Genomic DNA, 12576 nt, shown 5'->3' with positions numbered 1-12576 from the left:
TCTGTTGATTTTAATCCTTAAATATAACACAGAAGACCTTACTGAACCTCTGCCAGAATGTAAGCCTTGAGGGTACCTGGCCTGGTCGACGGGTTCAGGAAGGCACCAGTCAGCTGACTGACGTGGTAATAAGGAAAAGTAGCCAGGCGACGTACCCGGAAGCCCTGCTGCATGAGCGAGTCAGCGTAGGGGGGCGTGGTCAGTACCTGAACAGGGCCTTGCCGGGTTGCCCGACGCAGTGTTGAGTCGGCGTAAACGTAATGGGTAGGCTGGTGGGTATAGTATTCATACGACCAGGAGCTTTCGCCGTAGGTAGCTCCGCCATAGAACCAGGTGGTACGGTTTAGGTCAGGTCGGCTGTTTGTGTAATCGGCCGCTACCATTCCCGCCTGATACTGCATAATAGACGGATACAGAAACAGGTTGATCAGGCCGCCAACAATGACCATTACCCCAACCATACGGCCGGTAAGCAATGCCGCCGGGTTCCCGAAACCGGGTTTGTTACGCCAGAAAACTATACTTGTGACTAGTCCGATCACAAAGATCCAGACAAGGCCGGCCAGAAGTCGCTCCGGTTGATACAGCACCAGTATGCCCGTTACGAACGTACCCACAAGGATGGCCATGACTGTCTGAGCGATGGTCCAGCGGCGCAAGCCTGTAACCGACAGCTGGCTCAGGTAATGGGCTGCCAGCACTGCATAGAACGGGAAAACGATGTTCAGGTAGTGGGGTAACTGAAACCGGGAGGCCGAGAAGAGAATGAACAACGACACCCCCGCGCCCAGCGACAGGTACTCGGGCAGGGGAGGGGCGCTACGCTGGTATTGCCGACGAAACAGGCCCGCCACCGCCCGGCCAATGGCGCTGTAGACTAAAAAGGCCCACGGGAGCAGCGCCCAGAGAAGGGTATGCGTGAAAAATAACGGATCGCCACTGCCCCGCAACGGGCCATTGTTCAGGAAGCGCCCCATCTGACTATCCCAGAAGAAAAACCGCAGCCCCGACGTACCTGTTTGTCCGTAGACGATCTTTTCGGGATGGGCATCGAACTGTTGATACAGCGCATACAACTCGGGCGACACAAACAGGGCCGTGAGCAGAGCCGCCAGTAGCCAGCGCGGGTGCCACAAGACCCGCCATTGGCCCGTAAACGCACCATGTGCCACCAGCCCGGCGCCTACCGATGCCACAGGCACCACGGGCCCTTTGGTCATCATGGCACAGGCCGTCAACAGAGAACCGAGCACCAGGTGGTACCAACGCCCGCCCTGTACTACGCGCATGAAGTGATAGGCAGGACCGATAATAAACAGGGTCAGAAAGGGCTCGGCCCGCACGTCGGTGTTCGACAGGATCACGTGATAGGCCGTGCCAAAAATCAACGTGGCCAGCTGCGCCACCAGCGTCGGGTAATTGAGCCGGGCAAAGCGGTACGTGTAGAACAGGCTGCCGCAAAAACACAACAGCGCCGGTAATTTATAGGCCGCTGTGGTTACGCCCAGCAACTTCATGAAAAAGACGTTCAGCAGAAAGGGCAGGCGCGGTTTGTCGAGCCATTCCACTTCGCAGGAATACAGATTGATGTAGTCGCCGGTCAGGAACATGCGCTTGGCTACCGTGGCGTATAACCCATTGTCGGGTTCCATGATGGGTAAACAGAGCGCGGTAAAATTGATCGCCACCACCGCAGTGAGCAGCGTATAAAACAGGCGATTTGAAAGCGGAGCAGGGGAAATCATACCACAAAATTAGTCTGGAAAGTCGAGGAGCGTTGATCGTGTTCAGGCGGGAAAGTCGTTAATAGGATATAAAACAACGATCAAAGTTCAGTACTAGTCATTCACCTCGACTTTCCAGACTATTTTTACCTCATGCAAACCGCTAAACTCCTTATCGTCGACGACGACCCCGATGTGCTGCTGGCCGCAAAGCTGTTATTGAAACGGCATATCGGTCAGGTCGACATTGAGAAGAATCCCGATAAGCTCCCTTTCTTGCTGGGGAACACACGGTACGATGCTGTACTGCTTGATATGAATTTTACGCGCGATGTTAGCTCAGGGAAAGAAGGATTCGACTGGCTCGATCGTATTCTGGATACCGACCCGACGGCCCGCGTGGTGCTATTTACCGCGTATGGCGACGTTGAAATGGCCGTGCGGGCTATCAAAGCCGGGGCAGTTGATTTTGTGCTGAAGCCGTGGGAAAACGACAAACTCGTTGATGTAATTAAGACGGCCATTGCCGGTAAACAGGACCCGGCCGATGGGAGCAACGTACCCGGAAAGTACACGTCGGGCGGTGCCGCACCGGTGAACCGGTTCATTGCGCAGAGCGCTTCCATGCGGCAAATTATTGAAACGGTTGAACGGGTGGCCCCCACCGACGCTAACATTCTGATTCTGGGCGAAAATGGTACGGGTAAAGATGTATTGGCCCGGGAAATCCATCGGTTGTCGAACCGGAAAGATAAACCGTTCGTCTGCGCCGATCTGGGAGCGCTGCCCGATAGCCTGTTCGAGAGTGAACTTTTCGGGCACGTTCGTGGCGCTTTCACCGATGCCCGCGACGACCGGGCGGGCCGCTTTGAAGATGCGCAGGGAGGAACCATTTTTCTGGACGAGATTGGTAATGTAGGTCTGGCACAACAGGCACGTTTACTGACGGTGCTGCAACAGCGCCAGATAACCCGGGTCGGTAGCAACAAGCCCCGAAATGTGGATATACGGTTGATCTGTGCCACCAATGCCGATCTGAATGCCCGCGTGATGGATCGTTCGTTTCGTCAGGATTTACTCTACCGGATCAACACCATTGAGCTGCATATACCGCCCCTCCGTCAGCGGCCAGACGATATCGGGCCATTAGCCGAGCATTTCCTGCGCATCTACCGTAAACAGTACAACCGCCCTGTTGGACAGATCAGCCCGGACTTGCTGAAACACCTTAAGCAGTATGCCTGGCCAGGTAATGTCCGTGAACTGCAACACGCCATTGAACGAGCGGTCATCCTGACTCGTGGCAATACGCTTACGCCCGAAGACTTCTTTTTCGGGTCGTCGCCGTCTGCGTATCAAAATGGTGGTAGCTTGCCTGGGAGTGACACGTTGCAAATCGAGGATATGGAACGGCGCATGATTCAGCAGGCTATGCAGAAACATGGTGGTAACATCACGGACATCGCCCGCGAGCTAGGCCTTTCCCGCCAGGCACTCTATCGTCGAATGGAAAAATATGGACTTTAACAGTTTACAGTTTTCTATTTACAGTCTTCTGTTGCGTTGCTAATCGGGATACACTAAACACCGCAACGCAACAGAAGACTGTAAATAGAAAACTCAAAAAAATGAATCGTTTCGCGTGGGGTATAGGTTGGCGAATGGCACTGCTGGGCGTACTGGCCGGTACAATGGTCTACATCGGTCCAGCCAGCCGATTTATGCCGTTACTGATCGTCACGAGCATACTGCTGCTGATGGTAGCTGTTAATCTGTACCAGTATGTAACGGGCATAAATCGCAAGCTGACCTATTTTCTGGAATCGGTTCGCTACTCTGATTTTGCCATCAGCTTCAATGCCGATAGCAAGTTAGGCCCTTCGTTTGCTCAACTGAACCAGCAATTCAATGAAGTACTGGAGGCGTTCAGGCAGGCACGGGCCGAAAAAGAAGCCAATTTGCAATACCTGAACACCATTGTGCAGCACGTCAGCGTAGGCCTGCTCGCCTTCGATGCGGCCGGGCAGGTTGAACTGGTGAACCAGGCGGCATTGCGGCTGCTCGATATCTATCGCCTGCGGTTACTGACCGACCTCGTTGAGCAATATCCTGATTTGCCAGCCCGCCTGACCGGGCCTTCCCGACAGGCGGCTTTTGCCTATACAACGGCCAGCGGAAACGACCTGGCCATCCGAACCACCGATGTGCGGCTGCGTGGCCGATTGGTCACGCTGGTATCGCTGCAAAACATCCGGTCGGAACTGCAGCAGAAAGAAGTAGATGCCTGGCAGAACCTGACCAAAGTTTTACGCCATGAGATTATGAATTCGGTGACCCCCCTGGTGTCGCTGACAGGCACCATGCAGGCTATCCTGGAGCATGACATCGTAGCCAACCTGCCGCCCCAAAGCGCACTGGCCAACGTGCCAACTGAACTACGCAATGCATCGGTCGTTCATGAAGCCGTAAACGATCTGGGCGATGCCCTGAATACCATTGCGCAACGAGGTGAAGGCATCATGCGGTTTGTGGATGCTTACCGGAATTTCACCACTATTCCAGCGCCCAGGGTGGGTATGGTATCAGTACAGGCGCTGATGCAGCGCGTGGTGGGGCTGGTGCGGCCCGAATTTGAAAGCCGCCACATCACACTGACAGTGCTTCACCCGTCTGAATCCATAACTATTCTGGCCGATGAGGCGCAGGTGGAAATGATTTTGCTCAATCTGCTGAAAAATGCGGGTGAGGCCCTGGAGAAAACAGTTGATCCCAGTATTCGGTTTGAAGCCCTGCCAGACGGTGCTAAAACGCTCATCGAGGTAGCGGATAACGGGCCCGGCATTGAGCCCGAAGCGCTTGACCAAATCTTTATCCCCTTTTTTACCACTAAAAAGACGGGATCCGGCATTGGATTAAGCCTATCGAGGCAGATGATGCAACAGATGGACGGTCAGCTCACTGTCAGTACAGAAGTAGGCAAGGGCAGTATTTTTCGACTTTCGTTTTAAACCTCACATCGGGGTTATTGTCTATACCGTAGGTATGACGGGAATACTAGCTGTCGAACCATTCTATTAAAATTCTGTTATCCATTGCACAGGTAGGGTAATTTGCCGAATATTGCCCTCGTTTTACCAAGACATGAACCAGATCGTCTACATACAGGCCACTTGCCACATGACGCCCTATCGGTTCAGGTCCGTGAGGACCCTATAACGATGCCCTGCTTACGTAGCAGGCCCCTTTCGCACCCCCTTTTCTTACAGTACACTTTTCTCACATCCATCCGGATAAAAACGTCTCCGTTTGAGGCCGCCGCCGATCGTTGAGGTCGGGCGTTCAATAAATGACGATGATCACGCAAGAAGTAGTCAACGACCAGTATATTATTCAGGTAGCCAGCGAGGTTCACCTTAATTTAGCTGACACCATCTGTAAAGAGATGGAAAATAGTGCGAAAGCCCGGGGAACCGGTATCGCCAAACGTTCGCCGCTCTACCTGATGCAGAAAATGCTCGAAGGAAAGGCCATAATAGCCCAGACTCTGGGCGGCGAATGGGTCGGTTTCTGTTACATCGAAACCTGGGATCATGGCAAGTTCGTGGCCAACTCAGGGCTTATTGTGCATCCCGACCACCGCAAGAGTGGCGTGGCAACACACATCAAGCAAAAGGCGTTCGAACTGTCGCGCTCGCGCTACCCGGATGCCAAGATCATTGGCCTCACCACGAGCTTAGCCGTGATGAAGATCAACAGCGATCTGGGCTATCAGCCGGTGACATTGAGCCAGTTACCTGGCGATGAAGCTTTCTGGAAAGGCTGTCAGACCTGCGTTAATTATGATATTCTGACCCGGACAGAACGTAAGCACTGCCTCTGCACAGGCATGCTCTACGACCCTGACGAGCAAAAGAAGGAAGAAAAGAAAGCCCCCTGGAATTTTATTAAAGACTCCAAGCTGTATGAACGCTGGCAGCGATTGAAGGAGCGGGTGCTCCTTCGCTTCCAGGACCGTCCACGGCCTACTGAACCCACAAAACGAGTGGAACGCGAGTTAGAAACGGCCTAACGCTTTTGTAGAGGTACGTTGCCCGAACACGCTCCTGTTTGGGCAACGTACCCATATCGAGATCTGAGTAATAAGCCGTGGCAGAAAAGCCCGGCTTTTTTGCTTATAGTTGGGCCGTATGCCTTGTAGCGTCGATATTTGCAGCATGATCGGCGGCACGGGTACGTCCGTTGTACACCCTTTGAAGCAACAGCCACAACCAGCTAAGTATCACAAAGCGGTAAAGGGCATGTGCTGAGTGTTAATTTTGTTGATAAATGGCTGACAAACAAAAAGTTGTATTAGCATTTAGTGGAGGTCTGGATACCTCTTTCTGCGTAAAATACCTGACAGAAGACCGGGCCGCGGGCGGTCGGGGCATGGATGTCTATTCGGTGCTGGTCGATACGGGTGGTTTCTCGTCGGATGAACTCGCTGCCATTGAAGCGCGGGCCTATTCACTAGGCGTAGTATCACACGCCGTCGTGTCGAAAACGGATGATTATTATCAGGAATGTCTGAAGTTCCTGGTCTTTGGTAACGTACTGAAAAATAACACGTATCCACTTTGCGTATCGGCCGAGCGTATTTTTCAGGCCATTGCAGCCGCTGAGTATGCCCGTGAGATTGGTGCTTCAGCCATTGCCCACGGGTCAACCGGGGCGGGGAATGACCAGGTACGTTTCGATATGGCTTTCCGGATCATCATTCCCGAAGCTGAAATCATTACACCCATCCGTGATCTGCGGCTGTCGCGCGACGCTGAAATCGAGTACCTGAAAAGCAAAGGCGTCAATCAGGAGTGGCATAAGGCCGCTTATTCCATTAATAAGGGATTATGGGGCACGTCGGTAGGCGGAAAAGAAACACTCACATCGAATGGCTATTTGCCCGAGTCGGCCTGGCCAACACCGGTAACCAAATCGGGTGACGAAATGCTTACGCTCACCTTTGTCCATGGCGAACTGAAGGGGATCAAAAGTGACGCGTACGGTGCAGAAACGTTCACCAATCCGGTGGGGGCTATCCAACGCCTTACGGAGTTAGCGGGTCCATACGGTGTTGGGCGTGATATTCACGTCGGCGATACCATCATCGGCATCAAAGGCCGGGTTGGGTTTGAAGCCCCTGCTCCGTTGATCATGATTAAAGCACACCACACGCTGGAGAAACATGTGCTCACGAAGCACCAGCTGACCTGGAAAGAGCAGTTGGGGAATTTTTACGGTACTATGCTGCACGAAGGCCAGTTTATGGATCCCGTTATGCGGAACATTGAAACGTTTCTGGCCGATACGCAGGGCCATGTGACCGGACAGGTCTATGTACAACTGGCTCCGTATCGGTTTACAGTACTGGGTATCGAATCGAGCTACGATCTGATGTCATCGACGTTTGGCTCTTATGGTGAGATGAACAATGCCTGGACTGGTGACGATGTGCGGGGTTTCTCAAAAGTGGCGTCGAATCAAGTCATGATCTACGAAAAAGTAAAAGCGGGAAATTAAGCGAAGAAAGAATCAGGATATTAGGTACTGGATTTCAGATACTACCTATAGGGCAGCCTAGACACTGGTAGTCGACATCCGGTATCTTTTATCTCCATACACTATCCATCCACTACATTGGACATCGTATTTGATGCCAGCCTGTTAGGTATCGGTCACTTTCATCCGCAAGCTCGCACGGGCGTCAATCGGGTGGCCGAACATCTGGTACGCGGGTTGGCCGACTCACCAGACGTAACGTTGTCGCTGGCTGCTCCTACGCATCTTAGCGAAACATTGCGTTGGGTTGAAGATGTGTTGCCCGACTATAACCTGTCTTTTGCCAACCGGGCCGGCGAGTTGAAGCTGGCTGAGTGGGAAAAGAATATGCTGCGTGGTATGGATACCCGGAGCTTTACGTCAAGAGTCCTTCGTCATGTTTTCTATAAAGGTCGCCGGACGGTTGGCCTCGACTCATCCCGTATTTCGCTTGATCGATACCCGGCGAAAACAGTCTATCATTCGCCATTCTTCGCTATTCCAAACTACATAGGAAGTGACCGACGAATTCAAAAGGTGTTGACAGTCAATGATTTGATCCCCATTCATCATCCTGAATGGTTTTTGTCTGGCGAACAGGCTGTTCAACAGGCTATTCGGACTTTGTCGAGTGATGCGCATATACTTACCGTTTCGGAGGCTACCAAGATTGATTTTTGCGAGTACACTGGCTTCGACCCTGAACGTGTAACACCAATTTATCTGGCTGCTTCCCGTCGGTTATTCTACCCCGTTACAGATGCCGATCGGCTGCACGCTACGCAACTCCGGTATGGCCTGAATGACGAACCTTATCTGTTGAGTATTGCCACACTTGAACCTCGTAAAAACATCCGGCATCTGGTTCAGTGCTTTGCCCAACTGGTTGCCCAGAATGCCATACCCACTGAGTTGAAACTGGTGCTGGTTGGGACAAAGGGCTGGAAAATGGATGAATGGCTTACCGAGATTCGGGCAAGTGAACAACTATTGGCGCGACTTATCTTCACCGGGTACGTTCCCGACGAAGACTTGGCCGCTTTGTACAGCGGTGCTACCGCTTTTCTGTTTCCTTCGCTCTACGAAGGATTTGGGTTGCCCCCGCTCGAGGCGATGCAGTGTGGTTTACCCGTGATCACGTCAAACGTATCGTCGTTGCCTGAAGTGGTAGGCGATGCCGCCATTACGGTGTCGCCTACTGATGCCGATGCGCTCTGTCAGGCAATTATCACGGTGATTAATTCCGACGATCTGCAACACCAGCTACGGGTAAATGCACTTCGGCGGGCCAAACTCTTTTCGTGGGAAAAATTTACACGACAGCACATCGACGTGTATCGTAACTTATCAAACGCATGACTATTCAGGCAGGTATACTTGGAGGAGCAGGCTACACAGGTGGCGAACTGCTTCGTATTCTTATTCATCATCCTTTTGTCTCTATTGCTTTCGTGCATAGCCAAAGTCAGGCGGGAAAACCTGTTTGGGCTACCCATACCGATTTGCTGGGCGATACCGACCTGACTTTTAGCGGCGCTGACACGCAGCCGTTGGTGCAACAGGATGATCTTGATGTTTTGTTTCTCTGCTCGGGCCACGGGCAGTCGGCGAAGTTTCTGGCCGATAATGACGTACCTGAGCACGTAACGATCATTGATCTGAGCACCGATTTTCGCGATGAAACCGATGACTTCGTATACGGGTTGCCTGAACTTCAACGCGAACGTATCCAGCAGGCCGACCGGATCGCCAACCCTGGCTGCTTCGCAACGGCTATTCAACTGACTCTTCTGCCACTGGCTAGGGAGGGTCGCCTGCTAGACGCCGTACACGTTAGCGCTGTCACCGGGAGTACAGGTGCCGGGCAGGCACTCGTGCCGACAACGGGCTTCACCTGGCGGAACAATAACCTGTCTGTCTACAAGGCGTTTACGCATCAGCATTTGGCCGAAATCAGGCAGAGCCTGACGTACCTGCAATCGGGTTTTGGCGAAGCAATTAATTTTGTGCCTTACCGGGGCGACTTCACCCGGGGCATCATGGCCAATGTGTATACGCCGTTTTCAGGTACGTTGCCTGAAGCCGTTGACCTCTACCGTACCTATTACGCGACGCACCCATTTACGCACGTGAGTGACACTCCTGTTGATCTGAAGCAGGTGGTGAACACCAATAAAGCGTTGCTGAGCCTGGACCTTCATGATGGTCAATTGCTGATAACGAGCGTGATCGATAACCTGACGAAGGGGGCTTCGGGCCAGGCTGTGCAGAACATGAACCTTGTTTTTGGGCTACCTGAAGAGGCGGGTCTCCGTTTAAAACCAGTGGCGTTCTAGGCCCGCGACTCGCTAGTAAGACTGCCTGCCATGACCGATTACCTGCCCTATTTCTTTGGTCCCCGCGCTGACTACTACTGCCAGGTGGTGGATGATCTGGAGCAGGGAAAAGTCCGGTTCAACGAAGGGGCTTTCTTCTTCGGCATGTTCTGGATGGCCTACCGAAAGATGTACGCCAATGCAGCTATTACGTTCGCTCTCATCATGGCCGAGAGTGCGCTGGAAGACTGGCTTATTCCCGTGCTGAGCGAAACATATGCGTACATGCTTGTTTCCAATCTGCTGATAGCCAGCCTTATCGGCTTTTCAGGTAACCGGCTCTACAGTACGTTCTCCCGCAGGCAGGTCGCCAGGCTTACACAACGCCCAATCCTACAGGATGCCGCATCTGAGCGGGACGTACTTGCGGTGCTGCGGCGGCAGGGAGGCGTGTCCTGGGTTGGGCCACTGGTGCTGCTGCTGGCGTTTATCGGCCTGACAACGCTTATCTTCTACATCACTATGTAGGCCAGTGGGTGAGTGGCTGATCAGGAATGAGCGCTAACTGCTTAGCTGACCGCTTTTAGTTTTTTCGTTGGTAGCAGCCGCGCCGACAAATAGCGCATCAGCGGTTTTTCTATAACACGGTGCGTCACAATGCTCAGGTACGCTACCACACTAACCAAAGCCAGGCAGGCCAGCGGAATGGCTATTGGCGAATAGGCAGGAAAAAACCGGGTGAGTAGTCTGGTGAAGAGTAACAGCAGCGGTGTGTGAATGAGGTAAATCAGATACGATGCATCGCCGGTGCTGATAATCCACTGCGGTACGGTTGGCCGGCGTAGATATTCGTAGGTTAATACCGCAATCAGCATGAGCAGGCTGGCGACGCCATAATGCAGCAGGCGTTCACCAAAAAATTCATTGGGCGTATCGCCAAAGCTATAGAGCCAGAGTGTGCCAAGCAGGGCTGCGCTGATACCTTCCCATTTGTTTGCTTTATAGTGAGTGAACCCGTAGCCTGCCAGCGCTCCCAGGGCGAACTCAGCGTTCAGTGGGTTAAACCAGAAATACTCCCAGATGGTACACTGACCATCAACGTATTCCTGCTTCGTTAGAGCCATGTAGAGTGTACCAGCGAGAAAGAAAGCAGGAATGACCCACAGCTTTCTGGATACAATCAGGCAGGCAAACAGGAGGTAAAAAAAGAGTTCGTGGCTCAGGCTCCAACTGACGATATTCAAGGCGTGGTGGTGGGGCGTTAGCAGAATCGTATCAATACCCGGCCATCGTTCGGTAATCACCTTGCCCATCCCATCTGGCCGGAGCCAGAGGCTGACTGCCATCAGGGTAGTCATGATAAGGATGGTCAGCCAATAGATCGGGTAAACGCGGATAGCCCGCTTGGTCAGGTACGTTCGTAAGGTAGCTGGTTTGCCAATGTAAGCCTGGCTGGTGTAGACGATGACAAAGCCGCTGATGACAAAAAACAGATCGACACCGGCGAATCCCCGCTCAAACAGGCCGAACCAGAGCGCTTCACCATATCTACCGTCAACAAACTGCGTCAGATGAAAGGCGACCACCACCAATGCTGCCACCCCCCGAACGGCCTGAATTGTTTGCAACTGTTGCCGGGCAGGCATGTCAGCTGCAATAATTGGTTCGGGCGTTGAAGCAGATTGACTGGAAGGGGTAGGCATATGGTGTTGGCTGATTGACCCGGCTGGGTTTGGGCCGTGCTCGGCTGATGAAGGAGGTACCTAAACTACGACTGTTGATGTAACCCGACGCTGTTTCATAGTTGCTTGATAGGCAGCCAGTAATTGATCGGCCACTACCTGAATATCGTATCGCTCCCGAACCAGCGCCTGCCCGGTCGTGCGGATTTGTTCGCGGTAGTCATCGTTATGCAGTACTTTCTCGAGGCAGGCCAACACCCCCTCTGCAGACAGGTCGGTGAGGCAGGCTGCGCCTGTTTCGCGGATCACCTCCCCAAACCCAACCCGGTCTGACACGATCGTTGGCGTACCAGACGCCATGGCTTCCAGGACGGCCATTGAGAATCCTTCTGAATACGAAGGAAGCACAAACACGTCGGCGTCGGCGAGGGCGGCTTTTTTAGCATCGTCGATGAGCATACCCACCAGCTTGACCCGGCCGGTCAGGTTATTGTCCCGGACAAACGCCTCTGTGGCAGCCTGATAGCCATCATCTGGTCCAGCCAGCACCAGCAACGCATCGGGGTGTCGTTCGGCATACTGCCTGAAAGCAGGCAGCAACAGATCCAGGCCTTTCTTGATGTTCAACCGGCTCATAAACAGAATCAATGGCTGTTTTGCTGGAATACCGTGCTGTTTTCGAAACGTACCTGGCAGGGGCAATACCTCAAAATCGGCCATCGGAATGCCATTCGGGATGATCACCACGTTGGGGTGCTGATGGCCCAGGTAACGCAATAGATCGCCCTGCTCGTCGGTATTGTTTATCTGAATCAGATTGGCCTGGTTTAAGATGCGTTTCTGAAGAACTATGGTCAGCAGCTTCTTTTTCCAGTAGCTATGCCGAATGGCCCACTTGTCGAGCAGCCCGTGAATGGTCACTACTTTTGTCACCGATTTGTCGAGCAGGAACGGAGCCAGACTGCCGAAGTGCCAAATGCCGTGGCAATGAACAATGTCATACTCGTGAATATGCGCTTTCAGAAATTGATAAAGCGGGGCCGAATACTCTCTGAACACACGACTGATTGGCGGTGTACGCAATACCGGAATCACGCGCACCCCCGCCGGCGCCGGATAGAGGTCATCGCCGGGCGACATAGGACTCAGAATATCGACCTGATGGCCGCGTTGAACGGCCACTCCCGCATGGTCGTAAATGATGCGGGCGGGGCCGCCAATGGCCCAGGTATATGCACAGATATTCAGAATTCGCATGGCAGTGGGATCAATAATTACTGG

The 12576-nt window shown here is 53.0% G+C and carries 10 protein-coding genes; 7 read left to right on the top strand and 3 right to left on the bottom strand.

The window, feature by feature from the left end; translation table 11 throughout:
* Positions 1-38: 38 nt before the first annotated feature.
* Positions 39-1745, bottom strand: a complete 1707-nt coding sequence (locus tag ACAW75_RS05790; protein ID WP_370727740.1) for an ArnT family glycosyltransferase — start codon at positions 1743-1745, stop codon at positions 39-41.
* Positions 1746-1877: 132 nt separating this feature from the next.
* On the opposite strand from ACAW75_RS05790, the gene ACAW75_RS05785 reads away from it, so the two are divergent.
* The 7 genes from ACAW75_RS05785 to ACAW75_RS05755 all read left to right on the top strand — a co-directional run bounded on the left by ACAW75_RS05785 (position 1878) and on the right by ACAW75_RS05755 (position 10141).
* Positions 1878-3251, top strand: a complete 1374-nt coding sequence (locus ACAW75_RS05785) for a sigma-54-dependent transcriptional regulator (RefSeq protein WP_370727739.1) — start codon at positions 1878-1880, stop codon at positions 3249-3251.
* A 101-nt stretch (positions 3252-3352) separates the two neighbouring features.
* Entirely contained in the window at positions 3353-4732 is a 1380-nt protein-coding gene (locus ACAW75_RS05780; RefSeq protein ID WP_370727738.1) for a sensor histidine kinase, read from the top strand.
* Between the two features lie 344 nt (positions 4733-5076).
* On the top strand, positions 5077-5793 hold the full coding sequence (locus ACAW75_RS05775; protein ID WP_370727737.1) for a GNAT family N-acetyltransferase: 717 nt from the start codon (positions 5077-5079) through the stop codon (positions 5791-5793).
* 257 nt (positions 5794-6050) lie between these two features.
* Positions 6051-7280 (top strand): argininosuccinate synthase, encoded by a 1230-nt coding sequence (locus ACAW75_RS05770; RefSeq protein ID WP_370727736.1) that lies wholly within the window; start codon positions 6051-6053, stop codon positions 7278-7280.
* A 117-nt stretch (positions 7281-7397) separates the two neighbouring features.
* Positions 7398-8657 (top strand): glycosyltransferase family 4 protein, encoded by a 1260-nt coding sequence (locus tag ACAW75_RS05765; RefSeq protein ID WP_370727735.1) that lies wholly within the window; start codon positions 7398-7400, stop codon positions 8655-8657.
* On the top strand, positions 8654-9634 hold the full coding sequence (gene argC / locus ACAW75_RS05760) for an N-acetyl-gamma-glutamyl-phosphate reductase (protein WP_370727734.1): 981 nt from the start codon (positions 8654-8656) through the stop codon (positions 9632-9634). Before ACAW75_RS05765 ends, argC begins: the two co-directional genes overlap by 4 nt.
* Positions 9635-9664: 30 nt before the next feature.
* Entirely contained in the window at positions 9665-10141 is a 477-nt protein-coding gene (locus tag ACAW75_RS05755; RefSeq protein WP_370727733.1) for a DUF2628 domain-containing protein, read from the top strand.
* A 41-nt stretch (positions 10142-10182) separates the two neighbouring features.
* Here the strand turns inward: ACAW75_RS05755 and ACAW75_RS05750 are convergent, their stop codons facing one another.
* Together ACAW75_RS05750 and ACAW75_RS05745 are read right to left on the bottom strand one after the other, a co-directional pair.
* On the bottom strand, positions 10183-11316 hold the full coding sequence (locus tag ACAW75_RS05750; RefSeq protein WP_370727732.1) for an acyltransferase family protein: 1134 nt from the start codon (positions 11314-11316) through the stop codon (positions 10183-10185).
* Positions 11317-11376: 60 nt separating this feature from the next.
* Positions 11377-12552, bottom strand: a complete 1176-nt coding sequence (locus ACAW75_RS05745; RefSeq protein ID WP_370727731.1) for a glycosyltransferase — start codon at positions 12550-12552, stop codon at positions 11377-11379.
* Positions 12553-12576 lie beyond the last annotated feature (24 nt).

The sequence above is a fragment of the Fibrella arboris genome, assembly GCF_041321095.1.
Classification (GTDB): Bacteria; Bacteroidota; Bacteroidia; order Cytophagales; family Spirosomataceae; genus Fibrella; species Fibrella arboris.
Note: the sequence above shows the minus strand (reverse complement) of the source record. Positions and strands in the feature narration are given on the sequence as shown.

Bases quoted from the DNA above. Each gene is read 5' to 3' on its own strand.
- ACAW75_RS05790 (WP_370727740.1), bottom strand. From the start codon at position 1,745: ATGATTTCCCCTGCTCCGCTTTCAAATCGCCTGTTTTATACGCTGCTC.
- ACAW75_RS05785 (WP_370727739.1), top strand. From the start codon at position 1,878: ATGCAAACCGCTAAACTCCTTATCGTCGACGACGACCCCGATGTGCTG.
- ACAW75_RS05780 (WP_370727738.1), top strand. From the start codon at position 3,353: ATGAATCGTTTCGCGTGGGGTATAGGTTGGCGAATGGCACTGCTGGGC.
- ACAW75_RS05775 (WP_370727737.1), top strand. From the start codon at position 5,077: ATGATCACGCAAGAAGTAGTCAACGACCAGTATATTATTCAGGTAGCC.
- ACAW75_RS05770 (WP_370727736.1), top strand. From the start codon at position 6,051: ATGGCTGACAAACAAAAAGTTGTATTAGCATTTAGTGGAGGTCTGGAT.
- argC (WP_370727734.1), top strand. From the start codon at position 8,654: ATGACTATTCAGGCAGGTATACTTGGAGGAGCAGGCTACACAGGTGGC.
- ACAW75_RS05755 (WP_370727733.1), top strand. From the start codon at position 9,665: ATGACCGATTACCTGCCCTATTTCTTTGGTCCCCGCGCTGACTACTAC.
- ACAW75_RS05750 (WP_370727732.1), bottom strand. From the start codon at position 11,316: ATGCCTACCCCTTCCAGTCAATCTGCTTCAACGCCCGAACCAATTATT.
- ACAW75_RS05745 (WP_370727731.1), bottom strand. From the start codon at position 12,552: ATGCGAATTCTGAATATCTGTGCATATACCTGGGCCATTGGCGGCCCC.